The organism is Polaromonas sp. P3_A5, assembly GCF_056403055.1.
The window spans coordinates 3,404,585-3,428,823 of sequence record NZ_JBFUGF010000001.1 but is presented as its reverse complement, the minus strand read 5'-3'; the positions used below and the strand labels follow the sequence as shown (position 1 = coordinate 3,428,823).

At 62.3% G+C, this 24,239-nt stretch carries 23 protein-coding genes; 12 read left to right on the top strand and 11 right to left on the bottom strand.

The window, feature by feature from the left end; all coding sequences use genetic code 11:
- Window positions 1-179: 179 nt before the first annotated feature.
- Complete coding sequence (locus tag AC1DU8_RS16350; protein WP_457279803.1) at window positions 180-395, top strand: glycine zipper 2TM domain-containing protein; 216 nt, start codon at window positions 180-182, stop codon at window positions 393-395.
- Window positions 396-484: 89 nt separating this feature from the next.
- On the opposite strand, the gene AC1DU8_RS16345 is transcribed toward AC1DU8_RS16350, so the two are convergent.
- The 8 genes from AC1DU8_RS16345 to AC1DU8_RS16310 form a co-directional block, all read right to left on the bottom strand.
- On the bottom strand, window positions 485-1,555 hold the full coding sequence (locus tag AC1DU8_RS16345) for a VWA domain-containing protein (RefSeq protein ID WP_457279538.1): 1,071 nt from the start codon (window positions 1,553-1,555) through the stop codon (window positions 485-487).
- A gap of 48 nt (window positions 1,556-1,603) precedes the next feature.
- A complete protein-coding gene (locus tag AC1DU8_RS16340; protein WP_457279537.1) occupies window positions 1,604-2,578 on the bottom strand; it encodes a DUF58 domain-containing protein in 975 nt (324 codons plus the stop codon).
- Window positions 2,559-3,581 (bottom strand): AAA family ATPase, encoded by a 1,023-nt coding sequence (locus AC1DU8_RS16335; RefSeq protein WP_457279536.1) that lies wholly within the window; start codon window positions 3,579-3,581, stop codon window positions 2,559-2,561. Before AC1DU8_RS16335 ends, AC1DU8_RS16340 begins: the two co-directional genes overlap by 20 nt.
- A gap of 21 nt (window positions 3,582-3,602) precedes the next feature.
- Complete coding sequence (locus tag AC1DU8_RS16330) at window positions 3,603-4,547, bottom strand: S1C family serine protease (RefSeq protein WP_477726980.1); 945 nt, start codon at window positions 4,545-4,547, stop codon at window positions 3,603-3,605.
- Between the two features lie 209 nt (window positions 4,548-4,756).
- Complete coding sequence (locus AC1DU8_RS16325; RefSeq protein WP_477726979.1) at window positions 4,757-5,617, bottom strand: ABC transporter permease; 861 nt, start codon at window positions 5,615-5,617, stop codon at window positions 4,757-4,759.
- Window positions 5,618-5,735: 118 nt separating this feature from the next.
- On the bottom strand, window positions 5,736-6,623 hold the full coding sequence (locus tag AC1DU8_RS16320) for an ABC transporter permease (RefSeq protein WP_457306408.1): 888 nt from the start codon (window positions 6,621-6,623) through the stop codon (window positions 5,736-5,738).
- A 30-nt stretch (window positions 6,624-6,653) separates the two neighbouring features.
- Entirely contained in the window at window positions 6,654-7,757 is a 1,104-nt protein-coding gene (locus AC1DU8_RS16315; RefSeq protein WP_457279532.1) for an ABC transporter ATP-binding protein, read from the bottom strand.
- A gap of 21 nt (window positions 7,758-7,778) precedes the next feature.
- Window positions 7,779-8,855 carry an extracellular solute-binding protein gene (locus AC1DU8_RS16310; RefSeq protein ID WP_477666159.1) on the bottom strand — a complete coding sequence of 359 codons (1,077 nt, stop codon included), beginning with the start codon at window positions 8,853-8,855 and terminating at the stop codon, window positions 7,779-7,781.
- 231 nt (window positions 8,856-9,086) lie between these two features.
- Between AC1DU8_RS16310 and AC1DU8_RS16305 the strand changes: the two genes are divergently transcribed.
- From AC1DU8_RS16305 to AC1DU8_RS16265, 9 genes are all read left to right on the top strand, one after another.
- Window positions 9,087-9,932, top strand: coding sequence for a TatD family hydrolase (locus AC1DU8_RS16305; RefSeq protein ID WP_457279530.1), 846 nt, complete (start codon window positions 9,087-9,089; stop codon window positions 9,930-9,932).
- Window positions 9,929-10,534: a DNA-deoxyinosine glycosylase gene (locus AC1DU8_RS16300; protein ID WP_457279529.1), complete on the top strand. Its 606-nt coding sequence runs from the start codon at window positions 9,929-9,931 to the stop codon at window positions 10,532-10,534. Before AC1DU8_RS16305 ends, AC1DU8_RS16300 begins: the two co-directional genes overlap by 4 nt.
- Window positions 10,534-11,301 carry a class I SAM-dependent methyltransferase gene (locus tag AC1DU8_RS16295; RefSeq protein ID WP_477726978.1) on the top strand — a complete coding sequence of 256 codons (768 nt, stop codon included), beginning with the start codon at window positions 10,534-10,536 and terminating at the stop codon, window positions 11,299-11,301. Before AC1DU8_RS16300 ends, AC1DU8_RS16295 begins: the two co-directional genes overlap by 1 nt.
- Window positions 11,302-11,355: 54 nt before the next feature.
- Window positions 11,356-13,158 carry a type IV pilus assembly ATPase TfpB gene (tfpB, locus tag AC1DU8_RS16290; RefSeq protein WP_457279527.1) on the top strand — a complete coding sequence of 601 codons (1,803 nt, stop codon included), beginning with the start codon at window positions 11,356-11,358 and terminating at the stop codon, window positions 13,156-13,158.
- Window positions 13,159-13,309: 151 nt separating this feature from the next.
- The gene (locus AC1DU8_RS16285; protein WP_457279526.1) at window positions 13,310-13,795 is read left to right on the top strand and encodes a tripartite tricarboxylate transporter TctB family protein; all 486 of its coding nucleotides are present in this window, start codon (window positions 13,310-13,312) and stop codon (window positions 13,793-13,795) included.
- Between the two features lie 12 nt (window positions 13,796-13,807).
- Complete coding sequence (locus tag AC1DU8_RS16280; RefSeq protein WP_457279525.1) at window positions 13,808-15,322, top strand: tripartite tricarboxylate transporter permease; 1,515 nt, start codon at window positions 13,808-13,810, stop codon at window positions 15,320-15,322.
- A 97-nt stretch (window positions 15,323-15,419) separates the two neighbouring features.
- A complete protein-coding gene (locus tag AC1DU8_RS16275) occupies window positions 15,420-16,388 on the top strand; it encodes a Bug family tripartite tricarboxylate transporter substrate binding protein (protein WP_457279524.1) in 969 nt (322 codons plus the stop codon).
- Window positions 16,389-16,511: 123 nt separating this feature from the next.
- The gene (locus AC1DU8_RS16270) at window positions 16,512-18,122 is read left to right on the top strand and encodes a gamma-glutamyltransferase family protein (RefSeq protein WP_457279523.1); all 1,611 of its coding nucleotides are present in this window, start codon (window positions 16,512-16,514) and stop codon (window positions 18,120-18,122) included.
- 78 nt (window positions 18,123-18,200) lie between these two features.
- Window positions 18,201-19,070, top strand: a complete 870-nt coding sequence (locus AC1DU8_RS16265) for a DMT family transporter (RefSeq protein ID WP_477666388.1) — start codon at window positions 18,201-18,203, stop codon at window positions 19,068-19,070.
- A 228-nt stretch (window positions 19,071-19,298) separates the two neighbouring features.
- Here the strand turns inward: AC1DU8_RS16265 and AC1DU8_RS16260 are convergent, their stop codons facing one another.
- Both AC1DU8_RS16260 and AC1DU8_RS16255 read right to left on the bottom strand, forming a co-directional pair.
- Window positions 19,299-20,354: a M48 family metalloprotease gene (locus AC1DU8_RS16260; RefSeq protein ID WP_477689960.1), complete on the bottom strand. Its 1,056-nt coding sequence runs from the start codon at window positions 20,352-20,354 to the stop codon at window positions 19,299-19,301.
- 22 nt (window positions 20,355-20,376) lie between these two features.
- A complete protein-coding gene (locus AC1DU8_RS16255) occupies window positions 20,377-20,946 on the bottom strand; it encodes an SH3 domain-containing protein (RefSeq protein WP_457279521.1) in 570 nt (189 codons plus the stop codon).
- Between the two features lie 70 nt (window positions 20,947-21,016).
- Between AC1DU8_RS16255 and AC1DU8_RS16250 the strand changes: the two genes are divergently transcribed.
- Both AC1DU8_RS16250 and AC1DU8_RS16245 read left to right on the top strand, forming a co-directional pair.
- A complete protein-coding gene (locus tag AC1DU8_RS16250) occupies window positions 21,017-21,811 on the top strand; it encodes an SDR family oxidoreductase (RefSeq protein WP_477666163.1) in 795 nt (264 codons plus the stop codon).
- Window positions 21,812-21,827: 16 nt separating this feature from the next.
- Window positions 21,828-22,202, top strand: coding sequence for a hypothetical protein (locus tag AC1DU8_RS16245; protein ID WP_477666164.1), 375 nt, complete (start codon window positions 21,828-21,830; stop codon window positions 22,200-22,202).
- Between the two features lie 38 nt (window positions 22,203-22,240).
- Here the strand turns inward: AC1DU8_RS16245 and AC1DU8_RS16240 are convergent, their stop codons facing one another.
- Window positions 22,241-24,232 (bottom strand): AAA family ATPase, encoded by a 1,992-nt coding sequence (locus AC1DU8_RS16240; protein WP_477726977.1) that lies wholly within the window; start codon window positions 24,230-24,232, stop codon window positions 22,241-22,243.
- Window positions 24,233-24,239: the final 7 nt, after the last annotated feature.

Below are 24,239 nucleotides of genomic sequence, written 5' to 3'. Positions count from 1 at the left end.
CGGGAGTTCGTCCTACACCGCGGAACCCGCAGCCTCCTAGCATGAAGACACCAGCAATGAAAAGCCACCCCGGCGTGCAGCCGGTAACCGTGTGCGATTCACTCACGTGAAGAGGCTCTGGCGGCGTGATCAAGCGGCATTTGCTCTTCACTTTCATTAACGTTCTCAAGGAGACTGAAATGATTGGAATCAAACAAACTGCACTTTGCGCGATGATATTTGCAGGTTTGGCGGGCTGTAGCGGCATGACGACTCAAGAGAAAAACACCGCCATCGGCGCCGGTGTAGGCGGTGTGGCCGGCGCGGCTCTTACCGGCGGCAGTGCCTTGGGGACCGTAGGCGGCGCCGCAGTCGGCGGTGTGATCGGGCATGAGGTCACCAAACCGAAAAGATAAGTTAAGCCTAGGATGCGGCGACTCTCTTGTGCGTCAGATTCAAGTGGCGCCGCTTCCCTGTTTCCCCTCTGAGGGAACGCCCGGAGTCTTCAAAGAATCCGGTTAAACCACAGCAGCGACAAGCTCGCCGACACCAGTGCCAGCGCGGCGGCAAGCAGTGCCAGCAGCCCGGAGATCTCGGTTTCCTTTTTCTCAATCGCGATGCGCGAGCTGAGGGTTTCGTAGACCCTCTTCAAATCGGCCGCCGTACCTGCGTAGAAGTATTCAGCCTGTGTTGCGCGGGCTATTCCTTTTAAGGTCTCCTCGTCGAGCTTGACGCGCATGGACCAGCCTTCAAAACCAATCGTTTCGCCGTCGACCGTGCCCACACCGACGGTGTAGATGCGGACACCGCGGTCTGCTGCGAGCTTGGCGGCGTCGATCGAATCCACACCCGTGGTGCGCTGGCCGTCGGTCAGCAGGATGATGGCGGCCGAGGTGTAGGAGCCGGGGGCGACGGGGGTGAATTCTTTTTTGGCGTTCTTGTCGGGGTTCTGGGCCTGGTCAAGCGATGTGCCGCGGGGCTTTTCCCTTCCGTACTGCATGGAGGCGATGTCGATGCCTGCGTCGGGGAACAGCTCGGCCAGCGACACGACGATGCCGTTGCCGATGGCGGTGCCGCGCTGCAGCTGGAATTTGTCGATGGCTGCCGTGAGGTCTTCGCGGCTGAGGGTGGGTTGCTGCACGACGGCGGCGGTGCCGGCAAACGCGACGATGCCGACGCGTACATTGCGCGGCAAATCGGCCAGAAAAGCCTTGGCGGCGTTTTGTGCGGCCACCAGGCGGTTGGGCTGGACGTCGGTGGCGCGCATGCTGCCTGAGACGTCCATGGCGAGGATGATGGTTTCACGTTGTGAAGGCAGGCTGATCACGGCAAAGGGGCGCGATGCCGCCACCAGCATGGCGGCGATGGACAGCAAAAACAGCAGGGGCGGAACATGCCGGCGAAAGCTCTGGCCGCGGCCCATGGCTTCGCGCACGATGGAAAGGCTGGCGTAGCGCAGCGCGATTTTTTTCTTGCGGCGCAGCAGCCACACATACACGGCCACCAGCAGGGGAATGGCCAGCAGCAGCCATAAAAACTCCGGCCAGAGGAAAGTCGGCAGGGGAAGTTTTGACATGAATGAGGTCAACCAGCTGAAGTTCATGGATGTTCCTTGGCGGCTTCTTCAGGCGGCGTGTTTCAGGTGAGCCGGCAGCTTGCCGCCTGCTGCGTTGGCGCCTGATGTACGGCTGCGCCGTTTGCGGAGCTCGGTAAACCGCAGGATGGCGTCAACCAGGTTGTCGTCGGTGGAAAGCTCCAGCGCGTCCACGCCGGCACGCGCCAGCGACTGGCGCAGCTCGGCTTCGCGCTGGGCCGCGATGCGTGCAAAGCGTTTGCGGAAACCCGCGTCGTGGGTGTCGACCAGCAGTTGCTCGCCGGTTTCGACGTCGCGGATGGGAATGAGGCCCAGGTCGGGCAGGTCCAGCTCCAGCGGGTCGAGCAGGCGCACGGCGACCACTTCATGCCGGCGGGCGAGTTGGCCCAGCGGCTTTTCCCAGCCGGGTTCGCTGATGAAGTCGGACACCACAAACACGGTGGAGCGCCGGCGTATGAAGCTGGCCGCGGACTCGAGCAACTCATGCAGGCGTGTGGGGCCGAGAAGTGTGGTTTCGGGACGGGCCTGCAAGGTGTGCAGCAAATGCAGCACGTGGTGGCGGCCGCCGCGTGCGGGGATCACGGCATCAACACCGGAGCCATAGAGCATGGCGCCCACGCGGTTGCCGTGGCGTGTCAGCATGCGGGCCAGCACGGCGACAAATTCAGCGGACACATTGCGCTTTCGCAGCTCGCTGGAGCCAAAGTCCATCGAAGGGCTCAGGTCCAGCAGGAACCAGGCGCTCATTTCGCGGTCTTCGGTAAACACGCGCACATGGGGTTGCTCCAGCCGGGCGGTGACGTTCCAGTCGATGTGGCGCACGTCGTCGTGGTGCTGGTACTCACGCAGGTCGGCCAGGTCCATGCCGGTGCCGCGCAGCAAGGTGCGGTAGTCACCCTGCAGCAGGCCGTCAAGCCGACGCAGCACGGTCCACTCCAGCCGGCGCAGCAGTTGTTCTGCGCTGGCGACGGGAGTGGGGGTTGGACTAGGCTGCGAGTTTTTCATGCTCTAAGGGTTTTGCTGGGGGCGGGATTTTGGCCATGATCTTCGCGACTAGGCCGTCGGCCGACAGACCTTCAGACAGCGCTTCGTAGGACAGCACCAGCCTGTGGCGCAGCACGTCGGGTACGAGGTCTGTCATGTCTTCGGGCAGGGCGTAGCTGCGTCCGCGCAGCATGGCCAGCGCGCGGGCGCCTTCGGTCAGGTTGATGGTGGCGCGCGGGCTGGCGCCGAAGGTGATGAAGCGCTGCAAGTCTTTCAGGCCGTGCCTGGTCGGGTTGCGTGTGGCCGACACCAGCCGCACGGCGTACTGCACAAGGGACGGGTCAACGTAAATGCGGCGGCATTCGGCCTGCAGCGCGGCCAGCTGTTCGGTGGTGGCCACGGCGCTGACGGCAACGGCTGGGCCGGTCACGCGTTGGACGATGACGAATTCTTCTTCGTCGGTCGGGTAGTCCACCAGTACCTTCATCATGAAGCGGTCGACCTGCGCTTCGGGCAGCGGATAAGTGCCTTCGGTTTCAATCGGGTTTTGCGTGGCCATGACGAGGAAGGGCTCGGGCACTTTGTGGGTGATGCCGGCAATCGTGACCTGGCGTTCCTGCATCACTTCCAGCAGCGCGCTTTGCACCTTGGCGGGCGCGCGGTTGATTTCGTCGGCCAGCAGCAGGTTGGTAAACACCGGCCCGAGCGAGGTGGTGAACTCGCCGGTTTTCTGGTTGTAGATGCGCGTGCCCACCAGATCGGCCGGCACCAGGTCGGGTGTGAACTGGATGCGCTTGAAATTGCCCTGCACGGTGTTGGCCAGCGTCTTGATGGTCAGCGTCTTGGCCAGGCCGGGAACGCCTTCCACCAGCAAATGCCCCTGCGCCAGGATGGCGACCATGACGCGCTCGAGGAAGCGGTCTTGCCCCACCACCACACGTTTGACTTCATAGAGGATCTGCTCCATCAGCTGCGCGGTGGCGTCATGGCCGGCGGCGGAATGTTCGGGCGTGTGCTGTTCCATGCGTCGATGTCCTTAAAGTCTTCAGAAGGGGGGCATGCCGGCGGCCGAGGCTGCGTTTTCAATCGGCACCGCAAAACCGATGCCGACAAACGTGCGCTGCTGGTTGGGGTTGAAGATGGCGGTCACGATGCCGACCACTTCGCCGTCCATGGTGACCAGCGGGCCGCCCGAGTTGCCGGGGTTGGCGGCGGCGTCGAACTGGATCAGGTTGCTCATCATCTGCTTGCCTTCGGGCGAGCGGAAGTTGCGCTTGAGCCCCGAGATGATGCCCTCTGAGGCCGAGGGTCCGATGCCGAAGGGATAACCCACGGCCATGACACGGTCGCCCGGCGCCAGGTCGGCGGTGGAGCGCATGGTGGCGGCAATCATGTCGTCGGGAATCTTGTGGGCCTGCAGCACGGCCAGGTCGTTCTCGGGCTGTACGCCGGTGATGCTGGCGGTGGATTCGAGGCCGTCCGCGAACGTGACCTTGATGGTGGTGGCGCCCTGCACCACGTGCAGGTTGGTCAGGATGATGCCCTTGTCGACGATGACCACGCCGGTGCCCACGCTGCGCTCGCCGTCTTCCTTGCCGTCCTTGTCTTTACCCAGCCCCACGATGCGCACGACAGAGGGGATGATGGTGTCGTAAGCCCGGGTGCCGGGGGAGGGCAGGACTGTGGTCTCCAGCGTTTTGAGGACGGCCGCGTTGATGTCTTCCTGCGTCAGCTTGCGGGCCGCGGGCCGCAGCGGGGAGGCAAAACTGATGGCCAGCAGCAGGGCCAGCAGGCCGACGACCGACCAGAGCAGGTAAAGCTGGTTTTGGGCAAGCCGTTTGGCCAGGCGGGAGGCGCGGGGGAAACGGGAAGGTGCGGGGGCTGGAATGGCGCCGTCTGGGCCGGCAGCCTGCTCGGGCGGCTGCACCTGGGCATCACCCGCGCCCTGCGCCGGACGGTTTGAACTGCTGTAAAGGGCTGGCCTGCGCATCCGTTCACCTGTGAGGTCAATGTCAAAACCGGGCTGATACCACCGGGCGTGAAAACCTGCTTCAGGCCCCGTATTTACAGTTGCACCGTATCACGATTTGTGCATCCGTGCACGTGATTTGGGTATAGGCGTAGGGGGCTTTGTAAAGCGCCTATTACTGCGCAGTCTGGGCTCGATTCGAGCCCGATTTTGGGGCGGCCTGGACTGCTTCAGGCGCCGGGGCTGTCGGCGGGCTTGCGCAGCAGGGTCAGCGCCAGGGCCGCCGAGGCCAGCATCAGGAACAGGCTGACGGCATTGAGCACCGGCGTGGCGCCCTCGCGCATGCGTCCGTACATCATGACGGTCAGCGGTGCGTCCGAGCCGACCAGCATCAGCGTGGTGTTGAAGTTCTCGAAGGACATCAAAAACGAGATCGCTGCAGCGCCGATGAGCGCGGGTTTCAGGTAAGGCAGGGTGATGGTGGCGAAGACCGCGGCGCGGGAGGCGCCCAGGTTGTATGCCGCCTCTTCGAGGGTGATGTCAAAACGTTTCAGGCGGGCCGAAATGATGAGCGTGGCGATGGACACGATGTAGGAAAACTGGCCCAGCACCACCAGCGGCAGCCCCGGCCGCAGGAAATCCAGCTCCAGCCCCCACCAGTCGTCGGCAAACTGGGCCAGGCGGCTGGCAAACGCCAGGATGGAAATACCCAGGATGACGCCGGGAATGACCAGCGGCGCCAGCATCAGCATCGACAGCACCTGTTTGCCCGGAAAGCGGCTGCGTTCAATCAAAAAGGCGTTGGTCGTGCCCACCAGCACCGCCAGCAGCGTGACCCAGCCGGCCACCACCACACTGGTCCAGAGGCTGGCGAGCATGGGGCGATCGGCAAAAAGGCCTGTGCGCCCGGCCTTGCTGCCAAAAAACCAGTCGAGCGTGAAGCCGTGCCAGGGGGGCGCCGGGTAGGGCGCGTCGTTGAAGGCAAACACTGCGACCACCACCAGCGGCAGGAACAGGAAGGCGAAGAAGGCCAGCCCATACACCACCGTGCCTGTGCGCAGCCAAGCGGGCCGGGGCAGGGAGGCGATCATCTAACACTCTCCCCAAGTCTTCGCCAGTGACGGCGCGGAACCGGCTTTGCCGGGCCGCAGCGGTCGCCCCCGGCAAGGGGGGAGGGAGCTACACGCAGTGAGATCCAACGGGGGTGTGTCATGTTTTTCTCATGACTTCGCCGAATTTTTGGCCGGTCAACTTGAGCCCTAGCCAGACGATGGCAGTGGACAAACCCAGCAGCAAAAATCCAAACGCCGCGCCTTGCTCCCAATTAAAGCGCGTGATGAACTGGGTGTAGATCTGCTCGGTAAACCAGAGCGAGTTCTTGCCTCCCAACAGCGTGGGTGTGAGGTAGTTGCCCAAGGTCAGCATGAAGACCACGATGCAACCGGCGAGGATGCCGGGCGCGGCATGCGGAATGACGATTTGCCGCAGGATGGAAGGGCCGTTGCCGCCCAGGTCATAGGCGGCTTCTATCAGCGTGTCATCCAGACTTTCAAGCGCACTGATCAGCGGCACCACCATGAACAGCATGGACGTGTACACCAGGCCAACCAGAATGGTGGCGTCGCGGTAGAGCAGCTCTACAGGTGCATCAGTGAGGCCCAGCTGCACCAGCACGGCGGGCAGCACGCCCGATTCGCGCAGCAGAATCATCCAGCCCAGGGTGCGCACGGTTTCGCTGACCCAGAAGGGGATCAGGCACATCACCAGCAGCAGCGACTTGGCGCGGCCGCGCACCAGCTTGGCAATCGTCCAGGCGATGGGAAACGCCAGCAGCAAGGTGATCAGCGTGGCCAGGATGGACATGACGGCGGTGCGCACAAAGGTGTGCCAATATAGCGGTTCGTCGATAAAGGTGCGGTACTGCGCGATGCTGGGCGCGTATTGCCGCGGTGCGATGCGTTCGCGCAGCGACAGGATGGCCAGGTCGATGTGCGGCAGAACGATCAGGCCCACCAGCCAGATCAGCGCCGGCGCCAGCAACAACAGCAGGATAAGTTTGGCCTGCGCCGATGCGGGTCCGGCATTTGCTGCGGGCATGGCGGCTGCGGCTTGCATGATCTGCAGGCGCTAGGCGCCGGTTGTCCCAAAACAGGTGGCTTGCGCGGGGTCGAAGCTGAAGGCCACCGTTTCACCGACACGCAAGTCGGCAAAGCGCCCGGTCTGCGGTAGCGCGATACGAAATTCCGTACGGCTGGTGGTTTCGCGCAGCAATACGGCCGAATTGGCGCCGTCGAAGAGCAGGCTCTCAACCTGGCCCGCGTAGGCTGTGTGGTCAGCGGGCAGCTCCGCGGCGTCGCGGGCCAGACTGATCGCCTCGGGCCGTACAAACGCCTGCACGGACTGGTCGGTCAGGATTTTGCCGACAGCGCGGGCCCGCATGGCAAGGCCCTGGCCGGTCGTCAGCGCCACCACGTTGCCGGCTTCCGTGCCGGCGGCGGCACTGCCCTGCAGCTTGTTGTTGGCGCCCACAAAGCCCGCGACGAAAGGCGTTTGCGGCTGGTAGTACAGCTCTTGCGGTGTACCCACCTGCTCAAAACTGCCGGCATTCATGACTGCGACATGGTCGGACAGCACCAATGCCTCGGACTGGTCGTGCGTGATGTAAACAAAGGTGGTGCCGAAGGCCGCCTGCAGCTGCTTGAGCTCGACTTTCATGTGCTCGCGCAGCTTTAAATCCAGCGCGCCCAGCGGTTCGTCGAGCAGCAGCAGTGTGGGTTCGAGCACCAGGCTGCGCGCAATCGCCACGCGCTGCCGCTGCCCGCCTGACAGTTGATCGACGCGCTTGTCCTGCATGCCGGGCAGGCTCACGCGTTCAAGCATGGCGCCGACCTTGCTGGCAATGTCGGCGCGCGACAAGCCGCGCCGCGCCAGGCCGTAGCCGACGTTTTCGCCGACCGACATCATGGGGAACAGCGCCAGGTGCTGGAACACCATGTTGACGGGCCGCTGGTTGGGCGGCACGCCGTTCATGGGTTTGCCGCCGATGTGGATCTGGCCCGCATCGGGCGACAGAAAGCCGGCGATCATGCGCAGCAGCGTCGTCTTTCCGCAGCCCGACGGGCCGAGGATGGAAAAGAAGCTGCCGCGCTCCACGGTAAAGGACAAGTCCTTGACCGCGGGCTGGCCGGCGTAGGTTTTACCGACGTGTTCGGCTTGAAGGTCTGCGTGCACCGGTGATAGGCCGGTTGCCGGTTATTGGGCTGCTTTCACGCGGTCTAATACGCGGCCTTCGATGTCCTCGATGCCGGCAGGCACTGCGGGATACCACTTCACGTTTTTCAACGCGGCTTCAGGGAAGCTGGTGGCGAACTGGGCTTTCAGCTTGGGGTCGGCCAGCTGGTCGGCTCCCTTGGAGGCGGTGAAGTTGCCGGCAGAGCCTGCCACTTTTGCGGCGATCTCGGGGCGCATGTTGAAGTTGATCCAGGCGTAGGCGGCGGCATCGTTGCGGCCTTTGGCCGGGATGGCGAAGGTGTCGATCCAGCCGAGTGCGCCCGACTTCGGTGCGATGAACTGGATTTCAGGTTTTTCGGCATTGAGCTTCCAGCCGCCGGTGTCCCACATCATGGCGCCCACCACTTCACCGGCGCGCATGCCGTTGAGCAACTGGTCCTTGTTGTCCCAGTAGAACTTGATGTTGCTCTTACAGGCAATCATGGTCTTGCCGACTTCGTCCATCAGCGCGCCGTAGGCTTTCGGGTCCTTGTAGAGCGCAAACGGGTCTTTGCCGGAAGCAAAGGCGAAGGCCAGCAGCGTGGGGCGCTTCAGGCGCACGGCGGTTTTGCCCTTGACATCTGCCTTGCACAGGTCGGGGTAGTCGGTCATCTTGGCCAGCTTGGTATTGACGACGAGGCCGTCGGTGCCCCAGATGTGCGGCAGGCCATAAACCTTGCCGTCCAGCGTGGTGTTTTTCTTGGTGGCTTCCAGCATGGACGGGATGAACAGATCGGATTTGATCTTGCTGAGGTCCATGGGCTTGTAAATGCCGAACTCCTGCTGCGGGCCGGTGATGCGGTCCTGCGAGGGCTGGGCCAGGTCAAAGCCGGCGCCGCCGGTGGCGCGCAGCTTGGAAATCATTTCTTCGTTATTGGACAGCGTGAGCTCAACGTCGATCCCGGTCTCCTTTTTGAACTGCGCCACGACATCGGCCGGCACATAGTCGGCCCAGGTAATCAGCCGCAACTTCTGGTCTTGTGCCCAGGCGGGGCTGGCCATACTTGAAACAACGAGGCCGGCTCCGAGAATGTGGCTCATCAGACGGGATAATTTCATGTTGGCTTTTCCTTGGGTTATCAGTCGACGGTGGTTGACAGAGGTTGACGAAAAGAGATCGGGGGGCAAAAAAAACGGTAACGAATTGCGCGTGCATTTCCTCAAAAAAAGCATAGCGTGTCCCGATTTCATTTCTGTGTCAACATCTTCCGCAAGCAAGGCCTGCGCCAGGCCGTTCCTTTTTTTGTACCTTTTCTTTTCATATCCCGGGTGCCCTGCCGCATTGACTGAATGACTTTCTGGGTAGACACACACTGCCATCTTGACGCCGGTGAACTGTCCGTCGATGTCGCTGAAGTTCGTGCGCGGGCAGCCGCTGCAGGCGTTGCACACTGCGTGCTGCCGGCGGTGGGCGTGTTCAATTTCGAGGCAGTCCGTGTGCTGGCACACCGTTTTTCCGACAGCTATGCGCTGGGCATCCATCCGCTGTGTGTGCCCCAGGCGCAAGACGCCGACCTGCAGGCGCTGGATAACGAGCTTGCGTTGAGGCGGTCTGATCCGCGATTGGTCGCGGTGGGTGAAATCGGCCTTGATTATTTTGTGCCTGCCCTGACGCAAAGCCCGATGCGTGAACGCCAGGAGCACTTCTACCGCGAGCAACTCAAGCTGGCGCGCAAGCACGGCCTGCCGGTCATCCTGCACGTGCGGCGATCGGCTGACAAGTTGCTCAAGCACCTGCGCGACCTGGCGCCCGAGAGCGGGTGGCACGGCATCGGCCATGCGTTCAACGGCAGCGAGCAACAGGCGGCGGAATTCATCAAGCTGGGCCTGAAGCTGGGCTTTGGCGGCGCCGTCACGTTTGAGCCTGCCTTGCAACTCAGGCGCCTGGCGGCAGAACTGCCCCTGGAGGCGCTGGTGATGGAAACGGATTCGCCTGACATTCCGCCCCACTGGATCTACAAAACCGCGGCGGAGCGCGAAGCGGGCCAGGCCCAGGGCCGCAATGAGCCGGGCGAGTTGCCGCGCATTGCGAAGCAGGTGGCGGATTTGCGGGGAATTCCGCTGGAGTCGCTGGCGGCCGCAACGACCGCCAACGCATTGCGGGCGCTGCCGAAACTGAGAGCCCTTCTGGCGTGAAAAAGGGCACCGAGGACACCGCTAAACCTGTGCTGGCAGGTCTGGCGCCGCTGGTTTCTCCCGGCACTCGGCTGCTGGTACTGGGGAGCTTTCCGGGCGCCGCCTCACTGGCTGCGCAGCAGTATTACGGCCACCCGCAAAACCATTTCTGGAAGATTTTGCAAGCCATTTGGCCCGATGGTCCAATGGGAACGGGCGCGAGCAGCTATCAAATTCGTAGCGAATGGCTTTTGTCAAAAGGGCTTGGCCTGTGGGACGTGTACGCTGCCTGTGAACGCGAGGGCAGCCTGGACAGCAATATCCGCAATGCGGTGGTGAACGACCTGGCGGGTCTCAAGGGCCTGTGTCCCAGGCTGGAAGCCATTGCGCATAACGGTGGTGAAAGCTTCAAGCATTCATTGGTTGTGAAGGCTGCCCTGAGCGCCGCCGGGCAGCCCCAAGGCGCGAGCACCCCCTCGGGGGGCAGCGAGGACACGTCAGTGCCGAGCGTGGGGGTCCAGTTCTACAAGCTGCCTTCCACCAGCCCGGCGAATGCTTCCTGGAGTTTTGAGCGCAAACTCGCTGCCTGGCGTGAAGTATTTGAAAAGCATGGACTGGTTTGATGTCAAAAAAAGAAGCAGTGAAAACGACGGCCGAACTACCCGAAGTCAATTTCTCCGACTACGGTGAGGTGCGCTTTTTGCATCTGGGCACCGAATGGGTGCAGGGCTCCATGCTGCGCGATGCACCGTATGACATCGAACTGGAGTACGTGCAGCGCATGATGGCGGGGCTGCTGTTCACCGACGCGGCGGCTGTGTCTAAAAAGCACGCGATGCAGCTGGGCCTGGGTTCTGCCGCGCTGACCAAGTTTTGCTATAAAAAGCTGCGCATGAAAACCACGGCGATTGAAATCAATCCGCAGGTGATCACGGCCTGCCGGCTCTGGTTCAAGCTGCCGCGGGACGACCTGAGGCTGCATGTCATTGAAGCCGATGCGGCGCTGGAAATCAAAAACCCTGTGCACCAGGGAATGGTGGACTTCCTGCATGTCGACCTGTATGACCATGAAGCGGCGGCGCCGGTGCTGGACAGCGCGGATTTTTATGAAGACTGCCGCGGGCTTCTGGCGGAAGACGGCGTGATGACGGTGAATCTTTTTGGCCGTGATTCAAGTTACGTGCAGTCGCTGACAAAAATTGCGGAAGCGTTCGGGCCCGAGGCGGTCTGGGCGTTTCGGCCGACGCGCGAAGGCAACACTGTGGTGCTGGCCCAACGCGACCCGACGCGTCCCGAGCGGGCCGACCTGCTGCAGCAGGCCGGTGTCATCGAGTCGTGCTGGAAGCTGCCTGCCAAAAAATGGCTGCGGCTCTTTGCGCCGGCGGCGTGATGATGATGCCGCGCGGATGGTAAAGACCCAGGTGGATGGGGTACAGTGCGACCCATGAGCGCCGTGACGCACCCCAAACACCCCAAAGACCTGCACGTGAAAAAGCCTCCTGCCGGGCCGCTGGGCTGGCGCATGCTGGTTGAGTGGCTCAGCGAAGACGGCGTCATCAGCGCCGCCGAAGCCCAGCGCACGATTGCACGCTGCTCCCAGGTGCAAAGCGCGCAGCCGCCGTTAACCCGGCTTGCCAGTGTCGGCATGACACGCCTGGCCGACGGCAAACCCCTGGACATGGAAACGATCACGCAATGGCTGGCCGGACGGGCCGGCCTTGCCTACCTGCGGATTGACCCGCTCAAGGTGGACGTGGGCAAGGTGGCGGACACCATGTCGGCCATGTATGCCGAGCGGCACAAGGTACTGCCGGTGCAGGTGACCCCCAGCGAGGTGGTGATTGCCACTTCGGAGCCTTTCGTGACTGATTGGGTGCAGGAGGTCGAACGTCAGGCCAAGCGCAGCGTACGCCTTGTGGTTGCCAGCCCCCTCGAAATCACCAAGTTCACCGCCGAATTTTTTGCACTGGCCAAATCCGTCAAGGCGGCGATCAAGGCCGGCGGTGGGGCGACGTCGGCGAGCTTTGAACAACTGGTTGAGCTGAACAAAAGCAACAAGCAGCTGGACGCCAACGACCAGGGCGTGGTGCAGGTGGTGGATTGGCTCTGGCAGTACGCCTTTGACCAGCGCGCCAGCGACATCCACCTGGAGCCGCGGCGCGAGCAGGGCGTGATCCGCTTTCGCATCGACGGCGTGCTGCATCCGGTCTATCAACTGCCCATGGGCGTGCACAACGCCATGACCGCCCGCATCAAGCTGCTGGGCCGCATGGATGTGGTGGAAAAGCGCCGACCACAGGATGGCCGCATCAAGACCCGCAACCCGCGCGGCGACGAAGTTGAGATGCGCCTGTCCACTTTGCCCACAGCCTTCGGCGAAAAAATGGTGATGCGGATTTTTGACCCGGACACCACGGTCAAGGACCTGGATGCACTGGGTTTTTCGCAGCACGACGCCGAACGATGGGAGCAACTGGTCAAGCGGCCCTATGGCATTGTCCTGGTCACGGGGCCTACCGGCTCCGGCAAGACCACCACGCTTTATTCCACGCTCAAGCGGCTTGCGACTGAAGAAGTCAACGTCAGCACGATTGAGGACCCGATCGAAATGATCGAGGCCTCCTTTAACCAGACACAAGTCCAGCCGCATCTGGATTTCGACTTTCCCGAAGGGCTGCGCGCGCTGATGCGGCAGGATCCGGACATCATCATGGTGGGCGAAATCCGCGACCTGCAGACGGCCGAGATGGCCGTGCAAGCCGCGCTGACTGGCCACCTGGTTTTCAGCACACTGCATACCAATGACGCCCCGTCGGCGGTGTCCCGCCTGATGGAACTCGGGGTTCCTTCTTACCTGATCAACGCCACCTTGCTGGGTGTGCTGGCCCAGCGGCTGGTACGCACCTTGTGCAGCAATTGCCGCCAGCCTGACGAGGCCGCCTCACGCGAAACGCTCGCCGATCTGGTCAAACCCTGGCAAATCAGCGGCGGCTACCGGCCGTACAAGCCGGTGGGCTGTGTGGATTGCCGGATGACCGGGTTCCGTGGGCGCATGGGGCTTTATGAGCTGCTGACCGTCACGGAAGGCTTCAAGGAAAAGGTCTCGAAAGAACCCAATATCGATGCGCTGCGCCGCCAGGCGGTCAGCGAAGGTATGCGCCCGCTTCGGTTGGCCGGCGCGCTGAAAGTGGCAGAGGGTCTGACAACCATCGAGGAAATTTTGGCCTCCACCCCGTCTTTGGACTGAGTCCTTGCAGCCTTTTACAGCGGCCGGCCCGTTGTAAGCAAGAGGTAAGCCAAAAGATTACGAAAGGTAAGTGAAAGCCACATGGCGGGGGCCGGGTGATTGAATGCACAATCCACCGATTCTTTCTTTTATATGTATTGAGGAGACAGCCGTGAATATCAAGAGTCAGAAAGACTTTTTCTCCGGCCTCATGTTCATGGGGGTCGGTGTGGCGTTCGCATGGGGGGCAACCACCTACAACGTGGGTGAAGGTGCCCGTATGGGTCCGGGTTACTTCCCTCTCATGCTGGGTATTTTGATGGCTGTTCTGGGAGGTGCTATTACCTTCAAGGCGCTGGTGGTGGAAACCGTAGGCGGCGACAAGATCGGCAAGTGGGCCTGGAAGCCCCTCATTTTCATCATTCTGGCCAATCTGGTATTTGGCATTTTGCTGGCCGGTTTGCCGAGCATCAAGATTCCCGCCATGGGCATGATCGTGGCGATTTATGCGCTGACCTTCATTTCCAGCATGGCCGAAGAGGGCTGGAAGGTCAAAAACACCTTCATTCTTGCGACGGTGCTGGCCATCGGCAGTTACCTGGCTTTCGTCGTCCTGCTCAAGTTGCAGTTCCCGGTCTGGCCATTCTTTATCGGCTAAGGAGAATAAAAAATGGAATTGCTAAATCATTTGTCGATAGGTTTTGGCGTGGCATTCACGCCGATCAATTTGTTGTACTGCCTGATCGGCTGTATTTTGGGTACCTTGATTGGTGTTCTGCCGGGTATCGGCCCTGTGGCTACGATTGCCATGCTGCTGCCGGCCACCTACGCGCTGCCTCCCGTGTCGGCGTTGATCATGCTGGCCGGTATTTATTACGGCGCCCAGTACGGCGGCTCCACCACCGCCATTCTGGTGAATCTGCCGGGGGAGTCGTCTTCAGTGGTGACCTGTATTGACGGGTACCAGATGGCGAGAAAAGGCCGGGCCGGGCCCGCGCTTGCCGCGGCAGGCCTGGGATCTTTCTTTGCCGGTTGCGTAGGCACTTTGATCCTGGCCGCGTTTGCACCGCCGCTGACCGAGCTGGCCTTCAAGTTCGGCCCCGCCGAATACTTCGCACTGATGGTGCTGGGTCTGATCGGCGCCGTGGTGCTGGCTTCCGGCTCGCTGCTCAAGGCGATTGCCATGATCGTGCTGGGCCTGCTGCTGGGTCTGGTCGGAACCGATGTGAATTCCGGTGTTGCCCGCTTCAGCTTTGACATTCCCGAACTGACTGACGGCATTGGTTTCGTGACCATCGCCATGGGTGTATTCGGCTACGGCGAGATCATCAGCAATCTGGCGCAGCCGGAGCATGAGCGTGAGGTTTTCACCGCCAAGGTCTCGGGACTTTTCCCCACCAAAGAAGACTTCAAGAACATGGCGCCTGCCGTGCTGCGGGGTACTTTCCTGGGTTCGGCACTGGGGATTCTCCCCGGCGGTGGCGCCTTGCTTGCCGCATTTGCGGGTTACGCCCTTGAGAAGAAAATCAAGATGCGGCCTGGTGAAGTGCCTTTCGGTCAGGGCAACATCCGCGGCGTCGCAGCACCTGAGTCGGCCAACAATGCCGGCGCGCAGACCTCCTTCATTCCGCTGCTGACGCTGGGCATTCCGCCCAACGCCGTAATGGCCTTGATGGTGGGCGCCATGACGATTCACAACATTCAGCCCGGCCCGCAGGTCATGACCAGCAACCCTGAACTGTTCTGGGGCCTGATCGCTTCGATGTGGATCGGCAACGCGATGCTCGTGATCCTGAATCTGCCGCTGATCGGGATGTGGATCAAGCTGCTGACCGTGCCTTACCGCTACCTGTTCCCGGCCATCGTGCTTTTCTGCGCGATTGGCGTGTATTCCACCAACAACAACACCTTCGACATCTGGATGGTGGGCATCTTCGGTGTGATCGGCTACATGTTCGTCAAGCTCGGCTGCGAACCCGCTCCCTTGCTGCTGGGCTTCATCCTGGGCCCCATGATGGAAGAGAACCTGCGCCGGGCCCTGCTGCTTTCACGTGGCGACTGGAGCGTGTTTGTGACGCGTCCACTGTCGGCCGGACTGCTGGGAGCCGCCGTGCTGCTGCTGGCCATCGTGCTGCTGCCAAGCATCAAAAACAAACGGGAAGAAGCTTTCGTTGAAGCTGACTGATCAACGGGAAGCACATACAAAAAAGGCACCTTCGGGTGCCTTTTGTTTTGCCTGTTTGCGACATAGTCGGCGCTCAAAATCGTTGCACAATGGCCAGATGAAACGTAGACATATTATTTCCCTGGCTGCGGCTTCCGCCGTGACTCTCGTGGGCCCCGCCATGGCCCAGAACTATCCGTCCAAACCCATTCGCATGATCGTGCCGTTTCCGGCAGGCGGCGCGACGGACATCCTGGCACGGGCCCTGTCGCAAAAGCTGGGCGAGAAAATCGGCCAGACGGTTGTGGTCGAAAACCGGCCGGGCGCCGGCGGCACGATAGGCGCCGATGCTGCGTCCAAATCGCCTGCTGACGGCTACACGCTGCTGCTGGCGACTTCAAGCACCCACAGCATCGGGCCGGCCGTCAACCCCCGGATTCCCTACAACGCGGAAACAGACTTCACGCCGATTGCCTATGTGGCAAGTTCCCCTAATGTGGTGCTGGTGCCTAACACGTCGCCGGCAAAGACCATGGGCGAATTTATCGATCATGCACGCAAGAACCCCGGGCGTTTGAACTACGCGTCCAGCGGCAACGGCACCATCATCCACTTGATGAGCGAATACTTCAAGGCGCAATCGGGGACCTTCATCCTGCACATCCCTTACCGCGGTACGGCACTGGCCATGCCGGACCTGATCAGCGGCAAGATCGACGTGCTGTTCGACTCCTTTGTCACCGGCATGCCGCATGTGAAAGATGGAAAGCTGCGGGCCCTTGCGGTCACCAGCCTCAAACGCACGGCGCTCGCTCCCGATCTGCCGGCGGTGGCGGAAACCCTGCCGGGCTTTGAGTCGGTCACCTGGTTCGGGGTTTACGGCCCCAAAGGCATGGCGCCAGACCTGGCAGGCAAGGTCAACCAGGCGGTGAACGCAGCCCTGGCCGATTCCGATGTGAAAGACCGCTTTGCCAGACTGGGCGCCGAACCCGCGGGTGGCACCCCGCAGGCCTTTGCGGCCATGGTGAAGACGGACACGGCCAGGTGGAAGAAAATCATTGTCGAGCGGAAAATCAGCGCCGATTGATGCCTTTCACCGCATCGCGCCGCCTGGTCGTGACGATGCCGGTCAGTTTGACTTCCCGCCTGCGGTTGCACACCATGACCGCCGGCATCCATTCTTCCTTGCCTTGCCTTCCACAGGTGACCCATGAATTTCAACTACAGCAACCCCTACACCTCCACCCGCCTGCCGCTGTTTGCCCGCAACGTTGTTTCGACTTCGCACCCGTTGGGCGCGCAGGCCGGTTTGCGCATGATGCTCAAGGGCGGCAATGCGGTAGATGCCGCGATCGCTGCTGCCGCCGCCATGACCATTGTCGAACCTGTCAGCAACGGCCTGGGCAGCGATGCTTTTTGCATCCTCTGGGACGGCAAGGAACTGCATGGACTGAATGCATCGGGCCGCGCGCCGCAAAGCTGGACGCCGGATTACTTCAAGCGCAAATACGGCAGCGATGCGCAGACGCCGCCCAAACGCGGTATGGATTCCGTGAGCGTACCGGGTGCGGTGGCCGGCTGGGTGGCCTTGAGCGAGCGTTTCGGCAAGCTTCCCTTCGCCGACCTGATGGAGCCTGCAATTGAAATCGCCGAGCGCGGCTATTTGTTGCCGCCCGTGGTGCAGCAGAAGTGGGCGGCCGCTACGGGGGAGTTGAAATCGCTGCCGGGCTTTGCCCAATCTTTCCTTCCCTGGGGCCGGGCGCCGAATGTCGGTGAACTGTTCCAGTTCAAGGCCGCAGCCAAAGCGTTGCGTGCTATTGCGCAAACCAAGGGCACGGCGTATTACGGCGGCGCCATTGCCCAGGCCATCGAAAAATTCTCCGCACAAAACGGCGGCAGCATCACCGCCAAAGATTTTGAAAGCTACCAGCCGGAATGGGTCAAGCCCATCGGCAAGGAGTACCGGGGCTATACCCTGCACGAAATTCCGCCCAACGGGCAGGGCATTGCGGCGCTGATTGCGCTGGGCATCCTTGATAAGTTCGATGTAGCCGGGCTCCCGGTGGATGGCGTGGATTCCCAGCATCTGCAGATCGAAGCCATGAAGCTGGCGTTTGCCGATATTTACCGGTACGTGGCCGAGCCTTCGTCAATGGAGGTGACGGCCGAGCAAATGCTCGATGACGCGTATCTGGCGTCCCGTGCCAAACTCATTGACATGAAAAAGGCACAGGACTTTGGCGCGGGAAATCCCGTCAAGGGCGGAACGATCTACCTGACGGCAGCCGATGAAGACGGCATGATGGTGAGCTTCATCCAGAGCAACTACATGGGTTTTGGTTCAGGCTGCGTCGAGCCCGAGTTCGGCATCAGCCTGCAAAACCGCGGCCACGCCTTCAGCCTGCTGCCGGGCGCCAACCAGGTCGCACCGGGCAAGCGGCCTTTCCACACCATTATTCCGGCCTTCCTCAGCAAGGATGGCAAACCCGTGATGAGCTATGGCGTGATGGGCGCGAACATGCAGCCGCAGGGCCACATGCAGACACTGGTGCGCATGCTGGACTACGGCCAGAGCCCACAGGTGGCTTGCGATGCGCCGCGCTGGCGCTACAACGCCGGCCTTGAGATCAATGTGGAGGCCACGATGGACCCGAGTACCGTGCAGGGCCTTGCCGACCGCGGCCACCGCATGGAAGTCATCAACGACTCCTACCAGGACTTTGGCGCCGGCCAGTTCATCTGGCGTGCCGGCAACCCCAAGGTCGAAGGCTATGTGGCGGCCAGCGATCCACGCCGCGACGGCCAGGCCGTGGGCTTTTAAGAAACGACCTTGAGCGATAAATCTGATAAAAACAGGCCGACAGCCCAAGCAGGACGAGCGCAAGCAGCTACTAAAAGCATAGCGCCTGGTTTGCTGCTGGCCACTTTCGGTGCCATCGCGTTCAGCGGCAAGGCCATCATTGTCAAGTTGGCCTATCGCTACGGCGTCGACGCCGTCACGCTGATCATGTACCGCATGCTGTTTGCCTTGCCCATCTTTGCGGTGATGGCGTGGTGGGCCAGCCGGGGCAAGGCGCCGCTGACGCGCAAGGACTGGCTGGGCGTGCTGTGGCTGGGCTTCACGGGTTACTACCTCGCCAGTTTCCTGGACTTCGCCGGCCTGGCGTTCATCAGTGCGTCACTGGAACGACTCATCCTCTATCTCAATCCCACGCTGGTGTTGCTGCTGGGCCTGGTGTTGTACAAGCGCCGAGTTGGCGCGCTGCAAATCATCGGCATGGCCATCAGCTACTGCGGCGTGGTGCTGGTGTTCGGCCACGAGATCACGCTGCAGGGCGCGGACGCTGCCTGGGGTGCGCTGCTGGTGTTCCTGAGCGCGGTGAGCTACGCGCTTTATCTGGTTTACAGCGGTGAGATGGTCAGGCGGCTCGGCTCATTGCGCCTGGTGGGGCTGGCTACCACCGTGGCCTGCCTGTTGTGCCTGTTGCAGTTTGTGTTGCTGCGGCCCCTGAGCGCCGCCGCCGTCGCGCCCGAGGTCATCTGGCTGTCGCTGCTCAATGCCACCTTGTGCACAGCGGTACCGGTGCTGATGGTGATGATGGCCATCGAACGCATCGGCGCCGGCATGGCCGCGCAGACCGGCATGGTGGGCCCGATGTCCACCATCCTGATGGGTGTGCTGATTCTGGGTGAGCCGTTCACGGTCTGGGTGGCGGCGGGGACGGTGCTGGTGATTGCAGGGATCTTCGTTTTCACGAGAGGCAGATAGTGGCCCTCACGGTCGCTCACTTCGTGTGGCCTACGGCCTTTCTCCCTGCCCCTTTCATTACAGAAGGGGCCGCCCGCCTGCGGTCTGGCAAAGCCAGTCCCGCGGCTTATGCTGGGTTAAGGATTCCCGCGCGCACCGAAGCTGCTTAGGCATCAGATCGGCCTCTAGCCCAGGTACTACGTGCGCAAGCGGCTATTAATTTGATAGCGCGTGGTGTCAGGGGCGCTGCTACTTCTTTGCGGGTGTACGCGTCGACGCAGGCGCTTGCGCTGTAGGCCTGCGGTTCGCACCGCTGATGCGCTGCGCCACCGTGACGGATGGCTGTCCTGCATACGCGTCCAGCCGGGTACCCATGGCCTGCTCAAGCTGGTTCAGTCGCGTCTGGGCGGGCGGATGCGTGCTCAGGGACAGCGCAAACAATGCGTCATCCGGCGCAGCGCTGCGCAGTTGCTGCAGCACCGCCACCAGGCCGTAGGGATCGAACCCAGCGCGCGCGGCGAGAGCCACGCCGGTACGGTCGGCGTCAAACTCGTCCTGCTGGTCCAGGCCCTTGGTGTACATGTTCTTGCCCAGCGCCAGCAACTGCGACGACACCAGGCCGCCCAGGTCGTTCTTCAGCTGAGAGCTGATCACCTGCGTCAGAAGGCCGGCGCGTGCCGCCTTGTTCAGGGCGATCAAGTGGTGCTTGGCTGTGACATGGGTGATTTCATGGGCCAGGATGCCGGCCAATTCGCTTTCGTCCGCCACGCGGTCCATCAGGCCCTTGGTGACGAAGACATAACCGCCTGGCGTGGCAAATGCGTTGAACCCGGGGTCGTCGAGGATGGCGAAGGTCCAGGGCAGGTCGGGCCGCGATGACTGCAGGCTGATCCAGCGGCCCAGCTGGTTGATATAGCGCTGCGCAGCCACGTCAGGGTAGAGCGGTTTGCTGCCCAGTAGCACGGCGGCCAGTTGCTGGCCGATCTGGATTTCACGTGGTTCGTCAATCTGATCCAGCGACTGTGACAACAGCTGGAACAGGTCACCACCCTGGGCTGCCTGCTGTCCGCCCGGTGTAAGGCTGGCGCCCAGCAACGCCCCGGCCAGGCCGGCCGCAGAGTTGGGTTGCGCGGGGGCGGGCTGCGCCGGCTGGTTCGGGCGTATCAGTGACTGGAACAGGCCGCCTAGCGCCTTGCCCGCATCCTGGGCATGAGCGCCCAGAGGGAGCAAGCCGGCCAGCAGGGTCAATGCAAAAACCGCATGGCGTGCGGGCGTTGCCAGTGTTTGGAGGGTGTGAAGATTCATTGCGGTGCCTCTTGTCTTGTTTTTAGCCGCCGTATTGTTCGGTTCTGGTGCTGGGTGCGGCAGCCGGCGGTGTGGGTGTGGGCAGGGGATCGACCTGCCGGACGTTCAGCGAGGCACCGCCCGCGAACTGCCTGGCTTGCGCAGCGTTCGCACGGTTGGCGTCGGCTTGCGCCACGGCCGCCAGGTTGGGAACGGCATTGGCAAGGTCTTCCGCACCCAGGCCGCGAATGCCGACGGTGGATGTGGCCACTGCGCCGCCCGGCGCCTGTGCGCTGCCCTTGTTGAAAAAGCTCGACAGGCTGCGCAGTGCACCGGTGCCGGCACCGGCCTGCGAGCTGGGGGCCGTGATGTCAAACATGTGCACCCAGCCGCTGGTGCCGTCGGCCATGCGGACCTTGATCCACGCGCCGTTGCGCTCGCCCAGCCGGGTCACCGAGGTTTGAACCGGCAGCGGGGCCAGGCTGCGGGCCGATTCGCCCGGACCTTCGCGCAGTTGGGCTGCGCGCTTGATCAGTACGGCCTCGCCTTGCGGCTGGGCCTGTGTCGCCGCACTGAAAACCAGCAGCGATGTGAGCAGGGGAGCGATAACCATTCCCGCCTGCATTTTGTATTTACTCAGTATCATGAGCCGCTCTCCCCCGTGGTTGTAATGAGGAATTATTATGGATTTGGGTATTGCAGGCAAATGGGCGCTGGTCTGCGGCGCCAGCAAGGGTTTGGGTCTGGGTTGCGCCGAGGCGCTGGTGCGCGAAGGCGTGCATGTGCTGATCGTGGCGCGCGGCGAGGAAACGCTGAAGGCCGCGGCTGAAAAACTGAAGACGGATAAGGGCAAACCCGCAGGCGCCAGCGTCCAGTATGTCGCCGCCGACATCACCACACCCGAAGGCCGCGCCGCGGTGTTCGCGCTGCGCAAGGACTTCGACATCGTGGTGACCAATGCCGGCGGCCCGCCGCCCGGTGACTTCCGCGACTGGGACCGTGACGCCTGGCTCAAGGCGGTGGACGCCAATATGCTGACTCCCATCGAGCTCATAAAGGCCACGGTCGACGGCATGGCGGCGCGCGGTTTCGGGCGCATCGTCAACATCACCTCCAGCTCAGTCAAGTCGCCTATCGACATCCTGGGTCTGTCCAACGGCGCGCGCAGCGGCCTGACCGGCTTTGTGGCCGGCGTGGCACGCACCAAACTCGCGGCGCAAGGCGTGACCATCAACAACCTGCTGCCGGGCGCTTTCGACACCGACCGCCTGCGCGGCACCATGAGCGGCGCTGCGCAAAAAACCGGCCAGCCCCTGGAAGCCATCATGGATGCGCGCCGCAAGAACATCCCGGCCCAGCGCTTCGGCACGCCCGAAGAATTCGGCGCCATCTGCGCCTTCCTGTGCAGCACGCATGCCGCCTACATGACGGGGCAAAACGTGCTGGCTGACGGCGGGGCTTATCCGGGCACTTATTGAGCACCAGGCGCTTCCCTTGAGCCTGGACTACCTCCAATTCGATTACGCCGAGAGCAGCGACGGCACGGGCACGCTGGAAGCCATGGCCTCCACATGGCCGGACCAGGTGCTGGCCGTCCATGCTGAAGCCGTCCAGGTATTGGCATGGGCCCACGCGGAATTCCCCGGGCGGCGCGGCCCGCTCGAGGAGGGTTTTGACTGGGATTACGACCTGCACGGCATGCAGGAGCTGACGGCGCCCGAGGCCTTGCACTATGACGAGGTTTCGCGACGGTTGGAGGTGGAAGCCGGCCTGCCCGGCAAGCCGCGGCATACGCTCACCCTGTCCCTCAGTGGGACTGTGGAGTTTTGCGATGCCTTCAGGCGGAACTTCGGCCTGGACCTGGATTGAATGCCCCAGCGCTCAAGTTAGCGTTAACGTTCAGGCAATCATTCAAGCGCAGGTTCGACAGCCTCCACTGCAGTAGCGCTAACCCGCTGCATCAGCCCGTGTTGCAGGCTGAACAGCTGGAGCTGCTCGGCATAAGGCATGAGCATTCTCTCTTCCGTCGCGATGCCCACTCCCAGCAGGCCGGCCATCTTCTCCTTGCTCACCTGGCCGTGCGCCAGCAGTTCGTCCACGATGCTCAGTAGCAAGGCCGAATCGGTTCTGAGAATCTCCTGTGCGCGCGCGTACGCCTGCGCGAGCAGGGCCTCGATCTCGGCGTTGGTCGGCTCAACATCGGTGTTGAGGTTGTCGTCCATGTCGTGGGTCACGTCGGTGTGGCTCAGCCGGTTGCCGAAACCGAAGTGGCGCACAAAGCGCGCGGCCAGGGCGGTGGCGTTCTTGAAGTCGCTCTCGCTGCCCGTGGTGCAGGCGTCTTCGCCAAACACCAGCGCTTCGGCGGCGCGGCCGGCCAGACCCACGCAGAGGCGGTCCAGGCAGCTTTGACGTGATTCGGCCTTCATGCGCACATAGCTGTTGTAGCCGCCCTCGAAAGACGCCACGTTGATCTTGACTTCCTGCGGCGCATGGCCGAACAGGCGGCCGTAGGCCAGGCCGTGGCCTGCTTCGTGCACGGCCAGCAAGGCCCGAAAGTCGGGGCTGGCGCGCTGCTTGAGCTGGTTGAGGTCCAGCGGCACGGGGTAGGCGATGCTCCCGCCCCCGCACTCGCCATGACTGACGTGCAGGGATTGCGTGGCGGCGTCCAGCCTCACGTGCAGCGTGGTGTCCGCCGGCACATCATGCTCAAACGCCCACAGCACGGCATTCACCAGCGGCGCACTCAGGATGGCGTGAATCGACGAGAACAGCGGGCGTGTGCCCTGGGCCGGGAAGACCGCATTGGCATAAATTCCCTGGTACACCGATTCATGCAGATCAAAAGACAGTCCTGCACTCGCCTGCATTTCACCAACGTATCTGGCACAGGTGCTGCGGATCAGCCGCTCATACGTGGCCTGGCTCAGCGAGGGGTAGATCACATGGTTGTTCCCCAGCCGGGCGATCTGCTCGGGCTTGAAGCGCTCTCTCAGGGCCTTCTTGACGTCAATGACCGACAGTTTTTTCGTCAGTGCATGAAAGATGTCGGCATCGGTGTCGCAGTCTTCCACGCGTTTGGCGGTTCCCTCATACATTTCGTCGAGGTTGCCCGAAACGATGATGAGCAAGCGGCTGTAATCCGTTTCCCACGAGTCGGTCGATGCCCTGAACGCCAGCATTCGCTCCTGCAGTTGCTGGGGTGTCCAGGTCATCACCTCCTGTAGTGGTTCCTTGAGCTTGAGGCTTTGCTTGAATTCCTGAGCCTGGTAGGGCGAGAGGGCGAACTTCAGCTTTTTGGCCTGGACGCCGTCCTTGGCAGGCTTTTCATCAGCCTGTTCCTCGCGTTCGTGGTCATACAGCGAGAAAGCCAGAGACGATTCCAGCTCCTGCAGAAAAGACAGCGACGGCGGCAGGCGCCCGTCGGACAGCAGCTGCCACACGTCCTGGTAGCGTTTGACGGCGACCTCATCGCCCTTTTCGTTGATGGTGCGAAAGCGCTGGAATTCATCCAGCACCAGAATGCCTGGCTCGCTCTCGGCAACGGCGGACTCCGCCAGCATGCCGCTGATGGAGTCGGCGCTACGCCAGCTGCTGCCGTTGCTGAAGCCGTCCATCTGCACTTCGACAAAGCGGTCGTAGAAGCCCAGCTTCTGCGCCAGGCGGCGCGTGAGCTGGGTCTTGCCGGTGCCGGTCAGTCCCCACAGGCACACGATCACCGGGCGGCGAATGATGTGGGGCAGCACATACCAGGCGCGGATCGACTCGATCACCCGGTCGATGATGTCGTCAATACCGAACAGCTCGGTCTTCAGCTCGGTGGCGACGAGGGCCAGGTGGGCACTGCGTTCGCGCATGAGCTCGGGCGGCACGCGGGCTGCGGCCACCGTCTCGGTTGTCATATCGTTC

Coding starts and splice junctions, on each gene's coding strand:
- AC1DU8_RS16280 (WP_457279525.1), top strand. CDS start 13,808: ATGGAATTGCTAAATCATTTGTCGATAGGTTTTGGCGTGGCATTCACG.
- AC1DU8_RS16275 (WP_457279524.1), top strand. CDS start 15,420: ATGAAACGTAGACATATTATTTCCCTGGCTGCGGCTTCCGCCGTGACT.
- AC1DU8_RS16340 (WP_457279537.1), bottom strand. CDS start 2,578: ATGAAAAACTCGCAGCCTAGTCCAACCCCCACTCCCGTCGCCAGCGCA.
- AC1DU8_RS16250 (WP_477666163.1), top strand. CDS start 21,017: ATGGATTTGGGTATTGCAGGCAAATGGGCGCTGGTCTGCGGCGCCAGC.
- AC1DU8_RS16295 (WP_477726978.1), top strand. CDS start 10,534: ATGTCAAAAAAAGAAGCAGTGAAAACGACGGCCGAACTACCCGAAGTC.
- AC1DU8_RS16260 (WP_477689960.1), bottom strand. CDS start 20,354: ATGAATCTTCACACCCTCCAAACACTGGCAACGCCCGCACGCCATGCG.
- AC1DU8_RS16330 (WP_477726980.1), bottom strand. CDS start 4,547: ATGCGCAGGCCAGCCCTTTACAGCAGTTCAAACCGTCCGGCGCAGGGC.
- AC1DU8_RS16345 (WP_457279538.1), bottom strand. CDS start 1,555: ATGTCAAAACTTCCCCTGCCGACTTTCCTCTGGCCGGAGTTTTTATGG.
- AC1DU8_RS16310 (WP_477666159.1), bottom strand. CDS start 8,855: ATGAAATTATCCCGTCTGATGAGCCACATTCTCGGAGCCGGCCTCGTT.
- AC1DU8_RS16270 (WP_457279523.1), top strand. CDS start 16,512: ATGAATTTCAACTACAGCAACCCCTACACCTCCACCCGCCTGCCGCTG.
- tfpB (WP_457279527.1), top strand. CDS start 11,356: ATGAGCGCCGTGACGCACCCCAAACACCCCAAAGACCTGCACGTGAAA.
- AC1DU8_RS16325 (WP_477726979.1), bottom strand. CDS start 5,617: ATGATCGCCTCCCTGCCCCGGCCCGCTTGGCTGCGCACAGGCACGGTG.
- AC1DU8_RS16350 (WP_457279803.1), top strand. CDS start 180: ATGATTGGAATCAAACAAACTGCACTTTGCGCGATGATATTTGCAGGT.
- AC1DU8_RS16305 (WP_457279530.1), top strand. CDS start 9,087: ATGACTTTCTGGGTAGACACACACTGCCATCTTGACGCCGGTGAACTG.
- AC1DU8_RS16240 (WP_477726977.1), bottom strand. CDS start 24,232: ATGACAACCGAGACGGTGGCCGCAGCCCGCGTGCCGCCCGAGCTCATG.
- AC1DU8_RS16320 (WP_457306408.1), bottom strand. CDS start 6,623: ATGCCCGCAGCAAATGCCGGACCCGCATCGGCGCAGGCCAAACTTATC.
- AC1DU8_RS16255 (WP_457279521.1), bottom strand. CDS start 20,946: ATGGTTATCGCTCCCCTGCTCACATCGCTGCTGGTTTTCAGTGCGGCG.
- AC1DU8_RS16335 (WP_457279536.1), bottom strand. CDS start 3,581: ATGGAACAGCACACGCCCGAACATTCCGCCGCCGGCCATGACGCCACC.